Consider the following 20,826-nt stretch of genomic DNA (forward strand, 5'->3'; position numbering starts at 1 on the left):
GCAGGCCCCACAGACCTCAGGGCGACGCGCGAGCCGCGGAGCCCCGCACAAGGAGATGAACCACTGGGCAAGCGACAGCCCGAAGGCCCGCCTCCCGCACCGGTAGTGCAGCGCATCCGTCTGCGCTACACCAAGCGCGGCCGCCTCCGGTTCACCAGCCACCGGGACTTCCAGCGCGCCTTCGAGCGGGCCCTGCGCCGCTCCGAGGTGCCCATGGCGTACTCGGCGGGCTTCACCCCGCACCCCCGCGTTTCGTACGCGAACGCCGCCCCGACCGGGACCGGCAGCGAGGCCGAGTACCTGGAGATCGCCCTCGCCGAGCCGCGCGACCCCGCGGTCCTGCGCGAGCTGCTCGACGAGTCGATGCCCGTCGGCCTCGACATCATCGACGCCGTCGAGGCGCACACCTCCGGTCTCGCCGACCGGCTGACGGCCTCCGTGTGGGAGCTGCGCCTGGAAGGCGTGGAGCCCGGAGACGCGGAGAAGGCGGTCGAGGCCTTCCTCGCGGCCGAGGCCGTGGAGGTCCAGCGCCGCACCAAGAACGGCATGCGGACCTTCGACACGCGCGGCGCCGTGGTCAGTCTGGAAGTGGTTCCCGTTACGGCGACCGCAGAGGCTGATAGGCCCCTGGACAATGCTTGTGCGATACTGCGGCTGGTTGTTCGGCATTTGACACCTGCCGTGCGACCCGACGACGTCCTGTCCGGTCTCCGAGCTGTGGCCGACCTAACGCCGCCGGTCCCCGCTGCGGTGACCAGGCTGGCGCAGGGGCTCTTCGACGAGGAGTCCGGCACGGTGACCGACCCGCTCGCGCCCGACCGCGAGGCTGTCACGACCGCCCCACCCACGGCGGCCGTAACCGCCGACGCGAAGGCGCCGGAAGGTCCCGCCGCGTAGGGATCGTCGTCGTCGCGCAGCCCCTGGGACTCGGGAGCCACCTGGGTCGGGCCGCGCACAGACAGACCTTGAAGACTTGAAGACTTCCGCCAGGCCGTACGGACTACACGTACGGAACCGGCGGCCATTGAACTGAGCTCCCGTGTGGCGAACGCGCCCCGGAGGCCGGTTCCGCGCTCATTACGCGGGACCGTGCCGGACCGGAAGTCAGCCGCGGCGCCCGGGAGCGTGACGGGAGAAACCCCGCATGCTCGACAACGAGAACGACAACACCGCCAACAACGGTGCCGCCGACAGTGGCAGCCCGAGCGACAACCTGCCGCCGCGCCGGCGCCGGCGTGCCGCGTCCCGGCCGGCCGGTCCGCCCGGTGGCGCCGTAGCCGCCGCCGAGGCCGCTCCCGCGCCCGTGGTGGCCGCGGCTCCCGCCGAGGAGGCCGCCCCGGCCGCCGCCCCGGCCCGTACCCGCCGCCGTGCGACCCGCGCCGTGGCCGCCCCCGAGGCGTCCGCCGCCGAGGCCGTGGTCGAGGCCCCCGTGGCCGCCCCCGCCGTAGAGGCCGCCGAGCCCGCCGCTCCGGCCCCGCGTGCCCGTCGCCGTGCGACCCGCGCCGTGGCCGCCCCGGAGGCGCCCGTCGCCGAGGCCGTGGTCGAGGCCCCCGTGGCCGCTCCGGCCGCCGAGGAGCCCGCCGCTCCCGCGCCCCGTGCCCGTCGCCGTGCCACCCGCGCCGTGACCGCCCCGGATGCGGTCGTGGCAGAGGCCCCGGTCGTCGAGGCTCCCGTGGCCGCTCCGGTCGCCGAGATCGTCGAGGAGCCGGCCGCCCCGGCGCCGCGTGCCCGTCGCCGTGCCACCCGCGCCGTGACCGCCCCGGAGGCGCCCGCCGCCGCTGCCGCGGTCGAGGCGCCGGTCGCCGAGGCCCCCGTGGCCGCCCCGGTCGCCGAGGCCGTCGAGGAGCCGGCCGCTCCCGCGCCCCGTGCCCGTCGCCGTGCGACCCGCGCCGTGACCGCCCCGGAGGCGCCCGCCGCCGCTGCCGTGGTCGAGGCGCCCGTCGTCGAGGCTCCGGTCGCCGCTTCCAAGGCCACCGTCACCGTGGCCGACGCCGTGGACTCCCCGAAGCGCGGCGGCCGCCGCCGCGCCACCCGTTCCACCACCGCCCCGGCCGCCGCCGCGCAGCCGGTGGCTCCCGCCGCCGAGGCCCTCGCCGCCGAGGCTCCGGCCCGCGGCCGCCGCGCCGGGCGTCCCGCCGTCGCCGTGTTCCAGGCCCCGGTGTTCGCCGAGCCGATGTTCCAGACCCCGGAGACCGCGGCCATGATGGCCGCGGCCGCCGCTGCCGCCGCCCCGGCCGAGGAGGTCGAGGAGGAGGAGCTCGACCTCGTCGAGACCGAGGCCGAGGCCGTCGTGGCCCCCGCCCCGCAGCCGGCCGGCCGTCGCCGCCGCCGTGGCCGCGGAGCCGCCGCCGAGACCGCCGCGCCCGTGGCCCCGGCTCCGGCCGCCGCCGCGCCGTCCGGCCCGGTCACGCTGGCCGACGTAGAGCTGGTCGACGAAGAGGCCGAGGCCGAGCTCGAGGGCTCCGCCGACGAGGACTTCGACGAGTCGGGCGACCGCCCGTCGCGCCGTCGCCGCCGTGGTGGCCGTCGCCGCCGTCGCGGTGAGGCCGCCGACCTCGACGAGTCCGCCGAGGAGGAGGCCGAGTCCGCCGAGGAGGCGGAGTCCGCCGAAGACGCGGACACCGAAGAGGCCGAGGACGACGAGGAGAACGGGGCCCTCGGCTCCAGCTCCAGCCGTCGTCGCCGGCGTCGTCGCCGTCGCAGCGGTGACGGTGGCACGGACGCCGACGCGGCCGAGGACGACGGTGTGCGCACGGTCGTCAAGGTCCGCGAGCCGCGCCCGGCGCGCGAGCGCTCGGAGTCCGTCGCCGGCTCCGGCTCCACCTCCTCCGACGAGGTCCAGTCCATCAAGGGCTCGACCCGCCTGGAGGCCAAGAAGCAGCGCCGCCGCGAAGGCCGCGAGCAGGGCCGCCGCCGCGTCCCGATCATCACCGAGGCCGAGTTCCTGGCCCGCCGCGAGGCCGTCGAGCGCGTCATGGTCGTCCGCCAGTCCGGCGAGCGCACCCAGATCGGCGTCCTCGAGGACAACGTGCTCGTCGAGCACTACGTCAACAAGGAAGAAGCCACCTCGTACGTCGGCAACGTCTACCTGGGCAAGGTCCAGAACGTGCTGCCGTCCATGGAGGCCGCCTTCATCGACATCGGCAAGGGCCGCAACGCCGTCCTGTACGCCGGCGAGGTCAACTTCGAGGCGCTCGGCATGGCCAACGGGCCGCGCCGCATCGAGTCCGCCCTCAAGTCCGGCCAGTCGGTCCTGGTGCAGGTCACCAAGGACCCGATCGGCCACAAGGGCGCCCGCCTGACCAGCCAGGTCTCGCTGCCCGGCCGCTACCTGGTCTACGTGCCCGAGGGCTCGATGACCGGCATCAGCCGCAAGCTGCCCGACACCGAGCGCGCGCGCCTGAAGACCATCCTCAAGAAGATCGTCCCCGAGGACGCGGGCGTCATCGTGCGCACCGCCGCCGAGGGCGCGAGCGAGGACGAGCTGCGCCGCGACGTCGAGCGCCTGCAGGCCCAGTGGGAGGACATCCAGAAGAAGTCGAAGCAGATCTCGACCTCTTCGCCGAGCCTCCTGTACGGCGAGCCGGACATGACCGTCCGCGTCGTGCGCGACATCTTCAACGAGGACTTCTCGAAGGTCATCGTCAGCGGCGACAGCGCCTGGGAGACCATCCACGGCTACGTGAACCACGTGGCCCCGGACCTGGCCGACCGGCTGAAGCGCTGGACCTCCGAGGTGGACGTCTTCGCGACGTACCGGATCGACGAGCAGCTCGCCAAGGCGCTCGACCGCAAGGTGTGGCTGCCCTCGGGCGGTTCCCTCGTGATCGACAAGACCGAAGCGATGATCGTCATCGACGTCAACACCGGCAAGTTCACCGGTCAGGGCGGCAACCTCGAGGAGACCGTCACCAGGAACAACCTGGAGGCGGCCGAGGAGATCGTGCGCCAGCTGCGGCTGCGCGACCTCGGCGGCATCGTGGTCATCGACTTCATCGACATGGTCCTGGAGTCCAACCGCGACCTGGTCCTGCGGCGCATGCTGGAGTGCCTGGGCCGTGACCGCACCAAGCACCAGGTCGCCGAGGTGACCTCGCTGGGTCTGGTCCAGATGACCCGCAAGCGGGTGGGCCAGGGTCTGCTGGAGTCCTTCTCCGAGACCTGCGTCCACTGCAACGGCCGCGGCGTCATCGTGCACATGGAGACCCCGACCGTGGTCGGCGGCGGTGGCAACGGCAAGCGCTCCAAGCGCCGCGGTGGCCAGGCCGGACACGAGCACGACCACGAGATCGAGGCCGTGGACACCGCCGAGGGCGATGACTACGAGATCGAGACCGAGGCGGAGCTGGCTGCCGAGGTCGCCGCTCCCGTCGCGCTGCCCGAGCCCTCCTTCGTCGCCGACGAGGAGCTCTACAGCAGCCCGGCCGAGGCCGAGGCCGCTGCCGGAGTGAGCGGGCGCCGCAACCGCCGTCGCGCCACCCGCAAGGCGACCGCTCCGGCGGGCGCCCCGCGCGGTGCGGCGACGGACCGTACCCCGGCGGCCCCGGCTCCCGCGGCCCCCGTGGCCGAGCCCGAGCCGGTGGTCGAGGCCGAGGTGGAGGTCGTGGAGGCCGTCGAGGCGCCTGCCGCCGAGGCCGTCGTCGCGGAGCCGGTCGCGGAAGAGGCCCCCAAGGGCCGCACCCGCCGCCGCGCCACCCGGAAGGCGACCGCTCCGGCGGGCGCCCCGGCCGAGGCGGTCCAGGCCCCGGAGCCGGTGACCGAGGCCCCCGTGGCCGAGCCGGAGCCCGAGATCGCCGTCGAGGCCGTCGAGGTCGTCGCACCGGTCGTCGTCGAGACCCCGGTCGAGCCCGCCGAGGCCGCGCCGGCCCGTCCGCGTCGCCGTGCTACCCGTAAGGCCACCGCTCCGGCCGGATCCCCGGCGGGCGCGGAGGCGGCGGTCCTGGTCGTCGAGGCGCCGGTCGAGGCGCCGGTGCAGCCCGCTGACGAGGTGGCCGAGGTCGTCGCCGAGGAGGCCGCCCCGGCGGCTCCCGCCAAGAAGGCGGTCCGTAAGTCGGCCGCCAAGAAGGCGACCACGACCGCGGCGAAGAAGGCCCCGGCCAAGAAGGCGGCGGCCGTGAAGAAGACCGCGGCCAAGAAGACGACGACGGCCAAGACGGCCGCGAAGAAGACGGTCGCGAAGCGGGCCACGAAGAAGACCGCGGCGGCGGAGCAGCAGACGCTGCCCTCCGTCTCGGCTCCCACGGAGGCCTGATCCGCGGATCCGGCTCCACCTGCTTGACCCGGCCCCGCCCGGCACCGAACTCGGTGCCGGGCGGGGCCTTTTCGTGGCCGGAAGTGATCAATCTGTTATGCACAAGATCATCCAATGTCGGACATTGACAGTTGTTTACCGTGAGTCAACAAAGGAAAGTGTCCCTACGCTTTGTGCGGCTGTCGCGGGGGGATCTGTTGGCGGCGGGGGATAGGCCGGCGTGCGCTCAACACCGCACGCTCCATGCGTACTTGCAGCTCACCACCGTGCTCTGACGTCTCAACTCTGTTTTCGGCCGCCCTTCGGCGTCCCGCTGACACGACAGAGATGAAGCAACGCAGTGAACAGATCCTCCTTCGCGCCACACGGCGCCGCCCGGTGGTACGCCTCCCGGGGGACCCTGGCCTTTTCGGCCACGGCCCTCACCCTCGCCCTCGCACTCACCGCGGGACCCTTCCCCCTGGCGGGCCGGGCCTCCGCGGCCGCCGGCTGCTCGGGTGTGGAATCGGACTTCAACGGTGACGGCATCCGCGACACGGCGATCGCCGACCCGGAAGCCACCGCGGCCGGCATCGCCAAGGCCGGAGTCGTGCACATCGTGTACGGCGGCGGCAAGGGCAACCTCGAACTGACCCAGGAGGCCGCCAAGGCCGGACCCTCCGAGGCGGGCGACCAGTTCGGCTTCTCCATGGCCGTCTACGACGCCGACCTCGACGGATGCAGCGACCTGGCGATCGGCACGCCGTACGAGGACGTCGAGGCCAACGTCGACGCCGGCCGCGCCGTCGTCGTTTACGGATCGCCCACCGGCCTCGCCGCAGGCAGGACGAGCACCGAGTACATCCAGGGAGCGGGCCCGGTGCCCGGTGCCGCCGAGGCCTACGACTGGGTCGGCTATTCCGTCGCGGCCGGCAAGAGCGCAGAAGGCGTGCCGTTCCTGGTCATCGGACTTCCCGGCGAGGACATCTTCACCCAGGTGGACGCGGGTGGCTTCCTGTACATCGCCGGTGCCTCCACGGTGACGGTCGGTGTCGTCACGCAGGACGTCGCCACCGCCGGTGCCGTGCCCGACACCCTGGAGGCGTACGACCGCTTCGGCTCGGCCATCGTCGCGACCCCGACCCACTTCGCGGTCAGTTCCCCGGGCGAGGCCCAGGCCGCCATTCTCGAGGCGGGCGCCGTGACGATCTTCAGTCACGCCCTCACCTCCGGCGTGCCCAAGCCGCTGAACGTCATCACCCAGGACACGCCGAACGTGACCGGTGCCTGCGAGCTCGGTGACTCCTTCGGCACGGCTCTGGCCGCAGTGCCCTACCGTGCCGCGGGTGCCACCAGCACCACCGAGTCGCTCCTCGCCGTCGGTGTTCCCGGCGAGGACCTGTCCACCACCCTCGACGCGGGCGCCGTCCAGGTGTTCAAGCTGGATGCGGCCGGGGCGTACACGGAGCTCAACTGGATCGACCAGAACACCGCCAACGTCGAGCACGGCTCGGAGGCCGGTGACTACTTCGGCCAGCGTCTGGCCGCCGCGAACACCGCCCCCACCGCCACGACCACGGCCACCAACACCCGCATCGCCATCGGCGTGCCCGGCAAGGACGGCCCGAACGGCCTCGTGGACCGCGGCCAGGTGGCCATCCTCCCGATGGTCGGTCCGCCCGGCGACGGAGATGCGCTCCTGGAGCCCGGCTACGGCCTCACCACCCCGGCCGGCCCCCGCCTGTACTCCGGCATGAGCCTCGGCGCCGGCCCCACCGGCCTCTTCGTCGGCCAGCCCTACGGGCCCACCGACGGCCGCGCGGTCTACGTCTACCCGTGGACCACGGGCGGCGGCGCAGCCCCCACCGCGACCTTCAAGCCCGGACAGGGCGGCATCCCCGCAGCGGCCAACACCTTCGGAACGGTGGTGCGATGATGCGGAATCAGAATCAGGATCCGACTCAGAGCCAGAGCCAGAACCACGATCAGCCCCGGACCCCGGCGTCCGGACTGCGCCGCACCCTCGCACGGCGGGCCGCCTTCGCCGCCGTGACGGCGGGCGCCGTGCTGGCCTCCGGCCTCGGCCTGGAGCTGTGGGCCGGATCCGGGTCCGGAGCGGACCGGACCGTGGAGCCGGTGGGCGTGGGCACCCCGGTGCAGACGGAGGCCGAGGCGCTCACCGCGGCCCGCGCCACCGGCAAGCAGATCGAGGTCCTCGGCCTGCGCACCGAGCAGCGGGAGATCTTCGCCGCGCCGGACGGTACGTACACGGCCCGCGAGTACACCGAACCGGTGCACGCCGTGCAGGGCGGCAAGTGGGTCGACATCGACAAGACCCTGGTCAAGCGGAGCGACGGCAGCGTCGGTCCCAAGGCCACCACCGTCGCGCTGTCCTTCTCCAACGGCGAGGCGGGCAAGCCCTTCGTCACGATGCGCCGCGGTACCCGCGAGATGGCGCTGACCTGGCCCTACGGCAAGCTCTCCGCGCCCGTCCTCGACGGCGACTCCGCGACCTACCCGGACGCCCTGCCGGGCGTGGACCTCATGGTCCGGGCCGAGGCGAACGGCTTCGGCCACCTGCTGGTCGTCAAGACTCCGCAGGCCGCCGCCGACCCCCGTCTGCAGCGTCTGGACCTGGGCCTGAAGTCCAAGGGCCTGACGTACAAGAAGGACGAGAACGGGGCGGTCAGCGCCGAGGACAGCGTCGTCGGCGGCACCGTCTTCCAGTCGGGTGCGCCGTCCATGTGGGACTCGGCCTCCTCCCTGGAGACCGCCAACCGCGCCAAGGGCGCCAAGGCCGTCGCCAAGTCGCTGTCCGCGTCCAGGGCCGACGCCACCGAGGCGCAGAGCGCCCCGGTGGCCCCGGCCCTCGAAGGCCCGGGAGGCGGCGGCAAGGCCGTGCCCCTGGGGATCGAGGTGTCCGCGGACAAGCTGACCCTGGTCCCCGACCAGAAGCTGCTGCGCGATGGCTCCACCGTCTTCCCCGTGGTCATCGACCCGATCCAGAAGACCGCCGACCGCTCCGGCTGGACCGCCGTGATGTCGGGCAAGCCCTCGGTCGGCGAGTGGCAGTACTCGGGCAGCGCGGGCATCGGAAAGTGCCCGACGGACTACAGCGCCGCTTCCTGCAACGGTGTCGGCGTGCGCCGCGTGATGTTCCAGATCCCGCTGTCCTTCTACAAGGGCAAGCAGATCATCAGCGCCGACTTCAGCGCCCGTGTGCAGCACGTGTACTGGGCGGACGCCCGCGCCGAACCCGCACAGCTCTTCCGGATCGGCGGCAGCACCGCCCGCATCGACAGCCAGAGCAACTGGACCAACACCCAGAGCGCCCCGCAGACGATGCTGGAGACCCTCAACGAGAAGATCCAGCCCACGTCCTGCGAGTCACAGGCCAACATGCACTTCAAGTCCGCCACGAACGGCGGCCTGAGCAACAGCGTGCGTACGGCGGCGAACGAAGGCTGGGACTCCATGCTGCTGGGCCTCAAGGCCCAGAACGAAAGCACCTTCGGCGGATGGAAGCGCGTGTGCGGCAACGCGTACCTGTCCATCAGCTACAACACCCTGCCGGGTGCGATCGACGTCGGCTCCATGTCGTCCAACCCCGGCGGCGCCTGCGTCACGGGAGCGAACCGCCCGTACACCGACGTGCCGCCCGTCCTGCGGGCGATCGCCAACGACGCCGACTCGGGCGAGCAGGTCAAGACCCGCTTCCGCCTGGAGTGGACGGACGGGGCCGGCGCGGTCCAGGCCTACGAGGAGGACACGAACTTCAAGGCGCCGACGGCCTCGACGCCGTTCGAGCACACCGTGAGGGCGACGGTCCCCGAGAACACGGTCATCTCCTGGAGCGTCGTCGCCAACGACGGTGACGGCTGGGGCCCGTGGAGCGGCAAGTGCGAGTTCATGTACGACAAGTCCTTCCCGGGCAAGCCGAACGTGTTCTCCGCGCAGTACCCGGCCACCAGCGACTACCACGACGGGGTCGGGGCCGCCGGTACGTTCACCTTCGAGCCCAACCCGAACGACGCGGTGCCCGACACCGACGTCGTCAAGTACCGGTACTCCTTCGACGGTGAGACCGACCGAGAGGTGGCCAACGCCACCGCGGGCGGCCCGGCCTCGGTGAACTGGACGCCCACCCGCCCCGGCCCGCACTGGGTCGACGTGGTGGCCGTGGACAAGGCGGCCCACCCGAGCGCCAAGGCCCGCCACAGCTTCTACGTGGCCGTCGGCGCGACCGCCGCCGCGCAGTGGAACCTGGCCGACAGGCCGGGCGGCAACGCCGCCGACGAGGAGCAGGGCAAGTACCCCGCCGGCTTCGGCCCCGGAGTCACCTTCGGTGTCCCCGGTCCGGGCGGGGCCATCGACTCGGCGGCGCACTTCGACGGCACCGGCGACAGCTGGGTCGACGCGGGCAGCAGGGTGCTGGACACCACGAAGGGCTTCAGCGTCAGCGCCTGGGTCCGCCCCACCGACCTCAGCCGCGATATGACGATGGTCAGCCAGGACGGCACCGGCGAGCCGGGATTCGTCCTCGGCTACGACGCCGTGGCCAAGACCTGGAAGTTCTCCGTCCCGATCACCGACGTGGAGACCATGGGGGAGTGGAAGGCCCTGTCCACCGGGGTCGTCCCGGCCAAGGACCAGTGGGTCCTGCTGACCGGTCTCTACGACGGCGCCGCCGGCAAGCTCCAGCTCTACGTCAACCAGGAGCTCAAGGGCGAGGCGGTCCGCCGCTTCACCTGGAACGCCTACGGTCCGCTCCAGATCGGCCGGCACGTCGACAAGGCGGGCTACCAGGACGCCTTCGTCGGCGACCTCGCCGAGGTCCGCGTCTTCAGCCGTCCCCTGGTGCCGGCTCAGATCGCCGAGATCACCACGGTCAAGCCCGGGCGCAAGGGGTACTGGCCGCTCAACTCGGCGGCGTCCGGGGTCTCCCCGAACATCGCCGGCGGCCAGGGCCTGACCCTGGCGGGCAACGCGGCCTTGTACACCCCGAACATGGACGACCCGCTCGAGGCTCCCCCCGCGCCCATGGTCGGCGCCGGGCACATGCTCCTGGACGGAAACGGGGACTACGCCGCGACGGCCGCCGCCCCGGTCACCGGAACCGCGAGCTTCAGCCTCTCGGCCCGGGTCCAGCTCACCTCGGACCAGGCCACCGTCTCCCAGACGGTGTTCTCGCTGCCGGGCACGAACGCCAACCGGGTCCAGGTCCGCTACCAGGCTTCCAACAAGCGCTGGGAGCTGGCCGTGGCCGCCTCGGACACGGCCGGAGCCGCGGTCAAGGTCTTCTCCGACGACCAGGCCCTGCCGGACGACAACCCGGCGGGCCAGCACCTGGCCGTGGTCTACGACGCCTTCGCCGGTCAGATCCGGCTGTACGTCAACGGCCAGCTCGCGGCCTCCGCCAAGGGCGTGGACAACACCGTCTGGGCCGCCACCGGCGGTCTCCAGGTCGGCCGTTCGCTGCGCGGCAACGCGGAGTACTTCGCCGGAGCCATCGACGAGGTCCGCGCGTACGACGGCGCCCTCGACCCGACGGCCGTCATCCAGCTCGCCTCCACCGGTGAGCTGACGGACCGCTAAACCTTCCCACCCAGACAGGTGTGCCCGCCCCTCCCACGGGGCGGGCACACCTGTCGGCTCACGCACCACCTTCCTGCTCGAATCTGTGGAGTGCACTGATGTCTCTACGCGGCCGATTGCTCAATCGGCGCATATCCAGGCGGACACTGGGGTCCGTCGTCATCGGACTGAGCCTGGCTCTGTCCGCATCCTCCGTACAGGCCCTGGAAACCGCCCCCGGCTCCACGAAGAGGCCGGGCGTCCAGGACTTCGGGGACCCGGTCAAGGGGACCAGGGCCACGTCCAAGGCCCGCCCCGCCAACGCCACCGCCAAGGCGGCCGTCAAGAAGCTGGACAAGCCCGTCTGGCCGGGCACCGGCTCCACCGAGGTGGCCGTCACCGGGGGCGCCGCCGCGGCCTCCCAGGCGAAGGCCGGCGGCCTGCCCGTCACGGTGACCGGCCCGAAGGAGGCCGCCGCCCCGCAGGCGAAGGCCACCTCCTTCCGCTCCGCGGCGGTCGGCGGGGCCAAGCAGCCCGCCAAGGTCCGGGTCGACGTGGTGGCACCCGACCGGGCCGCCAAGCTCGGCGCGGGCGCGCTGCTGCGCGTCCAGCGGTCCGACCAGGGCGCCGACGCCGCTCCGGTACGGGTGAAGGTCGACTACTCGGCCTTCGCGGACGGCTTCGGCGGCAGCTACGGCTCCCGCCTCGCCCTGGTCGAACTCCCGGCCTGCGCCGCGGTGGCCGACCCCGGCACCGCCGCCTGTCCCGAACTCCCCAAGCCGCTGAAGACGGTCAACGACCCGAAGACGAAGACCGTCTCCGCGGACGTCACCGCCCAGCCCCGCACGGCCGGCATGTCCACGATGGCGGCCGGCCCCACCGCGGGCGGCCCCATCGTGGCGCTCACCGCGGGCGGTTCGGGCGCGCAGGGCAACTACGCGGCCACCCCGCTGGCCCCGTCGGCGAAGTGGAGCGTGTCGAACTCCTCGGGCGGCTTCTCCTGGTCGTACCCGATGCGTACGCCCCCCGTCCCCGGTGGCCTCGTCCCGACGGTCGGCCTCGGCTACTCCTCGCAGTCCGCGGACGGCCGTACCTCGGACACCAACAACCAGGGCTCCTGGCTCGGCGAGGGCTTCTCCTACGAGGCCGGTTACATCGAGCGGCGCTACAAGCCCTGCGCGAAGGACGGCCAGTCGGCCTCCGCCGAGCAGTGCTGGGCCTTCGACAACGCCACCGTGATGCTCAACGGTTCGTCGACCGAGCTGATCAAGGGCGACGCCGACGGCAAGTGGCGGATGGCCTCCGACGACGGCTCCAAGATCGAGCAGCTCACCGGCGCCGTGAACGGCGACAACGACGGCGAGCACTGGAAGATCACCACGGCCGACGGCACCGAGTACTTCTTCGGCAAGAACCGGCTGCCCGGCTGGGCCGCCGGCAACGAGGAGACCGCCTCGGTCTGGACCGCCCCGGTCTTCGGCAACAACTCGGGCGAGCCCTGCTACAACGCGACCTTCGCGAACGCCTCCTGCCAGCAGGGCTGGCGCTGGAACCTGGACTACGTCAAGGACCGCCAGGGCAACGTCATGTCGTACTTCTACGGCAAGGAGACGAACCACTACGCCCTGAACGGCAAGACCGACGTCAACGGCACCCCCTACACGGCCGGCGGCTGGACCAAGCGCATCGACTACGGCCAGCGCGAGGCCACCGTCTACTCGGCCAAGGCCCCGGCCCGCGTCGTGTTCACCACGCAGGAACGCTGCCTGCCGACGGAGACCTTCAAGTGCCTCCCGGCGGACTTCAAGACGGCGAACGCCGCCTTCTGGCCCGACGTCCCGATGGACCGGTACTGCGCGCCGAGCACCAAGTGCAACGCCACCCAGGTCGCGGCGTCCTTCTGGACCCGCCAGCGGCTGACCGGCGTCACCACGCAGATCCGCAAGGACGCCACCACCTACGACGATGTCGAGGCCTGGACGCTCACGCACCAGTTCACCGACAACGGCGACCAGTCGAAGACCCTCTGGCTCTCCAAGATCGACCACCAGGGCCGCAGGGGCGGCACCGCCGACGTCCCCTCGGTCGAACTGATGGGCACCCAGCTCAGGAACCGGGTCGACGCCCTGGACGAGAGCATCGCTCCGTTCTTCCGCTTCCGCCTGTCCACGGTCCTGAGCGAGACCGGCGCACAGCTGGACGTGAACTACGCCCCGGCGGAGTGCACCAAGGCGGCCCTGCCCAAGCCGGGCGAGTCCACCAAGCGCTGCTACCCGGTCGTCTGGTCGCCCCCGGGCTTCATCGACCCGATCACCGACTGGTTCCACAAGTACGTCGTCGCGCAGGTCATCGAGACCGACCGCACCGGCGGTTCCCCCGATTCGGTCACGGACTACGAGTACCAGGGCCCCGCGGCCTGGCGTAAGGCCGAGCCGGACGGCATGACCGAGGACAAGTACCTCACCTGGGGCGGCTGGCAGGGCTACGGCAAGGTCAAGGTGACCACCGGTGGCGCGGCCGCGGGCAAGACCCGGATCGACTACACGTACCTCCAGGGCATGGACGGTGACAAGAACTCGGACGGCAGCACCCGCTCGGTGACGGTCACGGACTCCGAGGGCGGTACGTACACCGACCACAAGGAGTTCAGCGGCCACGAGCTGGAGACCGCGACCTACGACGGCACCAAGCTCGTCTCCAAGGTCATCAAGACCCCGATGCGGCACTACACCGCGACGGACACCAACACCTGGGGCACCAGCCACGCCTCCTTCACCAGGACCGTCAAGACGCGCGGCTACACGGTGACCGAGGGCGGCGACGGCCGCCGCGAGGCGGAGTCGAGCGCGACGTACGACCTCACGAACGGCACCGGTCGCATCCTGGAGTCGGAGGACCTGGGCGACCTGTCGACCGCGGCCGACGACACCTGCACCCGCACGACCTACGCGGACAACACGGCGGCCAACATCCTCGGCACGCCGTCGCGGGTCGAGTCGGTCTCGGTGAAGTGCGCCACGACTCCCGACTACAAGACGCAGGTGATCTCGGACGAGCGCACCTCGTACGACGGCCTGGCCTTCGGCGCCGCGCCCATCGTGGGCAACGCGACCAAGACCGAGCGGATGACGTCCCACAACGGGACGGCGCCCACCTACCAGGTCACGGCCACGACGACGTACGACACCTTCGGCCGGCCGGCCTCGCAGATCGACGCCGTGGGCGCGGAGACCAAGACGGCGTACACCGACGTCAACGGCCTCATCTCCCAGGTCAAGGTCACCAACGCCCTCGGCCACGTCAACACGAGGGACTTCGACCCGGCCTGGGGCCTGGTCACCGGCCAGACCGACCCGAACGGCAAGCGCGGCGACCTCGCGCTGGACCCGCTCGGCCGGCTGGTCTCGGTCTGGCTCCCGGACCGCTCGAAGAGTGCGGCCCAGACGCCGAGCATCAAGTACAGCTACAACTACCGCCTCGACAAGCCGATCTCCGTGAAGACGGAGAAGATCGAGATCGACGGCTCCTACGGAGCCGAGTACGCGCTCTACGACAGCCTGCTGCGGCCGCGCCAGAAGCAGACGGAGGGCCCGTCCGGCACCCGCATGGTGGCGGACACCTTCTACACGCCGACCGGCAAGATCGACAAGGTCAACGCCACGTACAACGCGGCGGGAGCGGCCTCGGACGAGCTGCTGATCGTCCGCAACGGCGATGTGGGCGCACAGCAGCTCTACGCGTACGACGGCCTGGGTCGCACCACCGCCAAGATCTCCGCGGTGGCGGGCGGCGAGCAGTGGCGGACCACGATCGTGCACGGCGGCGACCGCATCCACGAGGACCCGCCGGTCGGTGGTACACCCACGACGACGATCATGGACACCCAGGGCCGGACCACCGAGGTCCGTCACTACAAGGGCGCGTCCCCGGTCCCGAACGGGCCGACCACCGGCTACGACACCACGAAGTACACGTACACGGCGACGGGCAAGCTGAAGCAGCTCACCGACCCGGCGAGCAACGTGTGGTCCTACAAGTACGACCAGCTCGGCCGGCAGATCGAGGTCGTGGACCCGGATTCGGGCAAGGGGACGACCACCTACGACGAGGCCGACCGGCCGGTGTCCGTCACGGATGCCCGGGGCAAGACGACCTCGACCGTCTACGACAAGCTGGACCGCGTCGTGACGACGTGGGACGGTGCCGCGACCACCGGAACCAAGCTCACCGAGCAGCGGTACGACAAAGCCGGCTGGCTGGGCTACGGGTACGCGTCGCTGCGCTACATCAACGCGACGGAGTACTTCGCCTCGGTGGTCCAGGCGATGGACGAGTTCTACCAGCCGCTGAAGACGGCCTACACCGTTCCCGCCTCCTCGGGAACGGGACTCTCCGGCACCTATGTCTTCAGCACCGCCTACAACCGAGACGGCACCAAGCAGAGCGACTCCCTGCCGGCAGCAGGCGGTCTCGACGCCGAAACGCTCGCCTACGGCTACGACGACATCCAGCGCCTGAAGAGCATGACGGGCACGACGTCGTACGTCACGAACGCGATCTGGTCCGGCCGCACCCTGCTCCAGCAACTGGAGCTGAACAACGGTGGCAAGAAGGTCTGGCAGACCTTCCAGTACGAGACCGGCACCGACCGGCTGCTGAACTCCAAGCTGGACATCTACGGATCCACCACCGGCCCGGCCAAGGAGTCGAACTACTCCTACGACCAGGTCGGCAACGTCCGGTCCATCGCCGATGTCGCGGGCGCGGGCACACCCGACCTGCAGTGCTTCGGGTACGACTACCAGGCCCGCATGACGGAGTCCTGGACCCCGTCGACCACCAAGGCCGCGGCCGCCGCGTCCGGCACGGTCGGCAGCCAGGTCCCGGTCTCGGGCTCGGGTCCGGCGGCGTGCAACACCGCTCCCGGCGCCTCCGCGCTGGGCGGCCCGGCTCCGTACTGGAACTCGTACACCTTCGACTCGGTCGGCAACCGCCTCACCGAGACGGCGCACGACACCGGTCTGAACGCCGCGAAGGACGTCAAGCGCACCTTCACCTACAAGGCCGGCAGCCACCAGGTCCAGAAGGTGGTGGAGAACACCCCGACCGGTGACCGCCAGTACACCTACGGCTACGACGCGGCCGGCAACACCACCACCCGCACGATCGGAGGCACCACCCAGACGCTGGAGTACGACTCCCTGGGCAACCCCGTCAAGAACAGCCAGCCGGACGACGTCACCACCCCGGGCAAGAACGAGGCGTCGGAGACGACGTTCCTCTACGGCCCCGACGGCGGCCGCGTCCAGCGCAAGGACGCCACCGGCACCACGGTGTACCTGCCGGGCATGGAGCTGCGCCTCGACGCGGGAGCCAGCACGGCGAAGGCCACGCGCTACTACGCCTTCGCGGGCCAGAGCGTCGGGATCCGGACCCCGGACAAGAAGCTGTCCTTCCTGGCCTCGGACCACCACGGCACGGCCGAGCTCGCGGTCGACGCGACGACGGGCGCGGTCACCCAGCGCCGCATGGACCCGTACGGCAACAGCCGGGGCACGCCGCAGGGCACCTGGAAGGGTGAGAAGGGCTTCGTCGGCGGCACGATCGACGCGTCCACGGGCCTGACCACGATCGGGGCCCGTGAGTACGACCCGTTCCTCGGCAGGTTCATCACCCCGGACCCCGTCGTCGACACGAGTGACGCCCAGCAGCTGAACGCGTACGCCTACGCGCACAACCGCCCGGCGTCGGCGAGCGACCCGAGCGGCCTGTACGACCCGGACGAGCGGGACTACTGCAACGACCACAGGGACGAGTGCACCAACGGCAGGTACACGGGGAAGCCCGAGGACAAGCAGCCCGACCCCGTGACCAAGGAAGCGGAGGACAACTACAACAAGGCCCAGGACGAGCACAACCGCACCAAGGCGAAGATCAAGAGCGCCGTCAAGCAGATCACCAAGATCCTCATGGACGAGCTCGGCATCACGGCGGCCTTGGACTGCTTCTCCAGCGGCGACCTGGGTGCCTGCGGTGAAACGGCACTCAACATCGCGAGCAGCTTCGCCGGCGGCATCGCAGGCAAGATCGCCAAGAAGTACGGGTGGCCGACCCAATGGGAGAAGGCCCTGGCCCTCGGCAAGAAGCTCGCCGGGCTCGCGGGCGACCTGATCTCCGGGGTCAAGGCCTGGTTCAAAACCTCGGAGAAGCTCGAAAAGGCCAAGGGTGCCCTGGCCAAGGCCAAGGCGGCTGCCAAGCGCACGTGCCACAGCTTCCTCCCGGGCACCGAGGTGCTGCTGGCCGATGGAAGCAAGAAGAGCATCGAGGAGGTATCCCTCGGTGATCAGGTGCTCACCACCGACCCGTCGACCGGTGAGCAGGTGGTGCGTGCCGTCGTCGGCACCATCGTCACGCGCGATGACAAGGAGTTCGTCGACCTCACCGTCAGTACGCCGGCTGGTGACGCGGCCCTCGTCTCGACGGTCAACCACCCCTTCTGGGTGGCGAGTGAGCAGCGCTTCGTCGAAGCGGGCGATCTTCGCCCCGGGATGCTCCTGCGCACACCCGACGGCTCGACCGTCACCCTCGTCGCCACCCGGTTCTTCGAAGGGGCCAGGCAGACGCACGACCTCTCCATCGAAGGGGTCCACGCCTACTACGTGGCGGTCGGCCCGGCGCCCGTTCTCGTTCACAACTGTGACCTGGAACTGGGAGGCCTCGATGAGTGGGACCGCGATCAGGTCGCGACGGTGATGGATTCCTTCGACCGGACCGGGAAGCCGCCGGCCGGGGTCATGCAGGGCGGGATCGACGCCGACAACGTCGGTGTGTACAGGGGCCATAACATTCCCAATGGCGGCAAGGACAAGCCGCTCGGGTACTGGACCGAAATGGACGTCTGGCCCACCGAGCCCGGTGCGCGGAGCCGCCCCATGGGGCGGCTGGTCGTCGGACTGCGCGGTGAGACCTGGTACACGCCTCACTACAAACCGGGTACATGGATATCCCTGCGGGAAGGGTGCGGCTGCGGTCGATATGGCAAATAACAACAAGTGGGAGCTGCTGCGGTCGGCCCCCGCCGACACGCAGGATCCCTATGTGATCGGCGCGCGGGAGCGGCTGGCGCGTTGGGAGGACCTCCCCATGTCGAAGTTCGACGTGGGGGACCGCCCGTATCTGATCTCCGAGACGGAATGCCGGAAAATCGTCGACGGACTGGCCGGTACGGGCGTCAGGGTTCTGGAAGCCGACGCGAGCGGGGTTCTCACCGAGGACGACTTCCTCGTCCTGCTCGGGCGGGTGTACGGGTTCCCCGAGTATTACGGTGAGAACTGGGACGCGTTCCTGGACTGCTTCGCGGATGTGGTCGAGGCGGATTCCGCTCCGATCGCCCTGGTCGTCTCGGGGCTCTCGTCCTTCTTCGCATCGGACTTCCGGTCCTTTCTCCGGTGTCTGTACGAGCTGGAGTCGGTCACGGAGTCCATCCCCCTGTACCGCTCGGTGATTCCGCGCAAGGTCGTGAACCTGTATCCCGGCCGCTGGCCGGTACCGCCGCTCGCAGCGGCCCGATAGCGGGACGGGCCCCGGTTTGACCCCTCAGACCGGGGCCCGTAACCTAGGTCGCTGGCGTGTCTATGCACACGCCAATCCACTGAGCACCTCACCTCCCGGACCGCCTCGCGGCTGGATCGGGGGAGGCCGGCCTGCGGTTCACGCGGGGCCGGCTGGCTTCAGGGGTTCCCGAACTCGAGTGAGAGAGAGATCCGCGTGTACGCCATCGTGCGCAGCGGTGGTCGCCAGCACAAGGTTGCTGTCGGCGACATCGTTGAAGTTGACAAGATTCCCACTGCCAAGGTTGGCGACACGGTCGAGCTCTCGACCCTGCTCGTTGTCGACGGCGAAGCCGTGACCAGCGACCCGTGGGTCCTGGCCGGCATCAAGGTCCAGGCCGAGATCGTGGACCACCACAAGGGTGCCAAGATCGACATCCTTCGGTACAAGAACAAGACCGGCTACCGCCGTCGCCAGGGTCACCGCCAGCAGTACACGGCGATCAAGGTCACCGGTATCCCCGCGGCTGCGAAGTAAGAGGGACTGAGACATGGCACACAAGAAGGGCGCATCGTCCACCCGGAACGGGCGCGATTCCAACGCTCAGCGGCTCGGCGTGAAGCGCTTCGGCGGTCAGGTCGTTTCCGCTGGTGAGATCCTCGTCCGCCAGCGCGGCACCCACTTCCACCCGGGTTCGGGTGTCGGTCGTGGTGGCGACGACACGCTGTTCGCGCTGCAGGCCGGTTCGGTCGAGTTCGGCACGCACCGTGGCCGCAAGGTCGTCAACATCGTTCCGGCCGCCTGATTCAGCTCCTGCTGATCTGAAGCGTTCGTAACACCCCGAGGGCGGATCTCAGCTCTTCCCGGCGCGAGCCGGGAAGAGAGGTCCGCCCTCGGCGCGTTGTCACATAGACACGTTTAATGGGTAGCAAGGCCTACCCGCCCGGGCTTTCCGGGTTATTCCCGCTGTATCTGGAGGAACAACCATGACCACCTTCGTGGACCGCGTCGAGCTGCACGTCGCCGCGGGTAACGGGGGCCACGGCTGCGCCTCCGTTCACCGGGAGAAGTTCAAGCCGCTCGGCGGCCCCGATGGCGGCAACGGCGGCCGTGGCGGCGACGTCATCCTGGTGGTCGAGCAGTCGATCACCACCCTGCTGGAGTACCACCACAGCCCCCACCGCAAGGCCACCAACGGCAAGCCCGGCGCGGGCGACAACCGTTCCGGCAAGGACGGCGAGGACATGATCCTGCCGGTGCCGGACGGCACCGTCGTCCTCGACAAGGAGGGCAACGTCCTCGCCGACCTCGTCGGCCAGGGCACCACCTACGTGGCCGCCGAGGGCGGCCGCGGCGGCCTCGGCAACGCGGCGCTCTCCTCCGCCCGCCGCAAGGCGCCCGGCTTCGCCCTCCTCGGCGTACCCGGCACCGGCGGCGACGTCATCCTGGAGCTCAAGACCGTCGCCGACGTGGCGCTGGTCGGCTTCCCGAGCGCCGGCAAGTCCTCGCTGATCTCGGTGCTCTCCGCGGCCAAGCCGAAGATCGCCGACTACCCCTTCACCACCCTCGTCCCGAACCTGGGCGTCGTCACCGCGGGCTCGACGGTCTACACGATCGCCGACGTCCCCGGCCTCATCCCCGGCGCCAGCCAGGGCAAGGGCCTCGGCCTGGAGTTCCTGCGCCACGTCGAGCGCTGCTCGATCCTCGTGCACGTCCTGGACACCGCCACCCTGGAGTCCGACCGCGACCCGCTCGCCGACCTCGACGCCATCGAGGAGGAGCTGAAGCTCTACGGCGGCGGCCTGGAGAAGCGTCCGCGCCTCGTCGTCCTCAACAAGGTCGACATCCCCGACGGCAAGGACCTCGCCGACATCGTCCGCCCGGACCTGGAGGCCCGCGGCTACAAGGTCTTCGAGGTCTCCGCGGTCGACCGTACGGGTCTGAAGGAGCTGTCCTACTTCCTCGCCGAGGTCATCGCGAAGTTCCGCGCCCGTGCGCCCAAGCAGGAGGCGACCCGCATCGTCATCCGGCCGAAGGCCGTGGACGACTCGGGCTTCACCATCACCTACGACGAGGCCGAGGACGTGTACCGCGTGCGCGGCGAGAAGCCGGAGCGCTGGGTCCGCCAGACCGACTTCAACATCGACGAGGCCGTCGGCTACCTCGCCGACCGCCTCAACCGCCTCGGCGTCGAGGCGGCGCTGAAGAAGGCCGGTGCCCGTGCGGGTGACGGCGTCGCCATCGGTTCCGACGAGGACGCGGTCGTCTTCGACTGGGAGCCGATGATGATGGCCGGCGCCGAGATGCTGGGCCGCCGCGGTGAGGACCACCGTCTGGAGGCGCCGCGTCCGGCGACCACGCGCCGCAAGGAGAAGGAAGCCGAGCGGGATTCCGCCCAGAAGGAGTACGACGAGTTCCGTCCCTTCTGACCGGGCCGTCGCTGAGGGCGACGGCCGGGTCTCCGGCCGTCG

At 70.8% G+C, this 20,826-nt stretch carries 9 protein-coding genes; all 9 read left to right on the forward strand.

The features are described 5' to 3' along the window. Positions 1 to 105 precede the first annotated feature (105 nt). The 9 genes from AC3IX6_RS25350 to obgE all read left to right on the forward strand — a co-directional run bounded on the left by AC3IX6_RS25350 (position 106) and on the right by obgE (position 20,784). Positions 106 to 897 carry a TIGR03936 family radical SAM-associated protein gene (locus AC3IX6_RS25350; RefSeq protein ID WP_489364874.1) on the forward strand — a complete coding sequence of 264 codons (792 nt, stop codon included), beginning with the start codon at positions 106 to 108 and terminating at the stop codon, positions 895 to 897. A 247-nt stretch (positions 898 to 1,144) separates the two neighbouring features. Further along, positions 1,145 to 5,251, forward strand: a complete 4,107-nt coding sequence (locus AC3IX6_RS25355; protein WP_489364876.1) for an Rne/Rng family ribonuclease — start codon at positions 1,145 to 1,147, stop codon at positions 5,249 to 5,251. A gap of 340 nt (positions 5,252 to 5,591) precedes the next feature. Beyond that, complete coding sequence (locus tag AC3IX6_RS25360) at positions 5,592 to 7,166, forward strand: VCBS repeat-containing protein (RefSeq protein ID WP_489364878.1); 1,575 nt, start codon at positions 5,592 to 5,594, stop codon at positions 7,164 to 7,166. Next, positions 7,163 to 10,825: a LamG domain-containing protein gene (locus AC3IX6_RS25365; protein ID WP_489364880.1), complete on the forward strand. Its 3,663-nt coding sequence runs from the start codon at positions 7,163 to 7,165 to the stop codon at positions 10,823 to 10,825. Before AC3IX6_RS25360 ends, AC3IX6_RS25365 begins: the two co-directional genes overlap by 4 nt. Before the next feature lie 98 nt (positions 10,826 to 10,923). Beyond that, positions 10,924 to 17,850, forward strand: a complete 6,927-nt coding sequence (locus tag AC3IX6_RS25370; protein WP_489364882.1) for an RHS repeat-associated core domain-containing protein — start codon at positions 10,924 to 10,926, stop codon at positions 17,848 to 17,850. After that, complete coding sequence (locus AC3IX6_RS25375) at positions 17,840 to 18,376, forward strand: barstar family protein (RefSeq protein ID WP_489364884.1); 537 nt, start codon at positions 17,840 to 17,842, stop codon at positions 18,374 to 18,376. The genes AC3IX6_RS25370 and AC3IX6_RS25375 overlap by 11 nt, the downstream gene beginning before the upstream one ends. 195 nt (positions 18,377 to 18,571) lie before the next feature. Then, complete coding sequence (rplU, locus tag AC3IX6_RS25380) at positions 18,572 to 18,892, forward strand: 50S ribosomal protein L21 (protein WP_214950890.1); 321 nt, start codon at positions 18,572 to 18,574, stop codon at positions 18,890 to 18,892. A 13-nt stretch (positions 18,893 to 18,905) separates the two neighbouring features. Then, the gene (gene rpmA / locus AC3IX6_RS25385; RefSeq protein ID WP_030013081.1) at positions 18,906 to 19,160 is read left to right on the forward strand and encodes a 50S ribosomal protein L27; all 255 of its coding nucleotides are present in this window, start codon (positions 18,906 to 18,908) and stop codon (positions 19,158 to 19,160) included. A gap of 181 nt (positions 19,161 to 19,341) precedes the next feature. Continuing rightward, complete coding sequence (obgE, locus tag AC3IX6_RS25390) at positions 19,342 to 20,784, forward strand: GTPase ObgE (protein ID WP_489364887.1); 1,443 nt, start codon at positions 19,342 to 19,344, stop codon at positions 20,782 to 20,784. Positions 20,785 to 20,826: the final 42 nt, after the last annotated feature.

The sequence above is a fragment of the Streptomyces sp. GL_141 genome, from assembly GCF_057834385.1.

Coding starts and splice junctions, on each gene's coding strand:
- rpmA (WP_030013081.1), top strand. CDS start 18,906: ATGGCACACAAGAAGGGCGCATCGTCCACCCGGAACGGGCGCGATTCC.
- AC3IX6_RS25365 (WP_489364880.1), top strand. CDS start 7,163: ATGATGCGGAATCAGAATCAGGATCCGACTCAGAGCCAGAGCCAGAAC.
- AC3IX6_RS25375 (WP_489364884.1), top strand. CDS start 17,840: ATGGCAAATAACAACAAGTGGGAGCTGCTGCGGTCGGCCCCCGCCGAC.
- AC3IX6_RS25355 (WP_489364876.1), top strand. CDS start 1,145: ATGCTCGACAACGAGAACGACAACACCGCCAACAACGGTGCCGCCGAC.
- AC3IX6_RS25370 (WP_489364882.1), top strand. CDS start 10,924: ATGTCTCTACGCGGCCGATTGCTCAATCGGCGCATATCCAGGCGGACA.
- obgE (WP_489364887.1), top strand. CDS start 19,342: ATGACCACCTTCGTGGACCGCGTCGAGCTGCACGTCGCCGCGGGTAAC.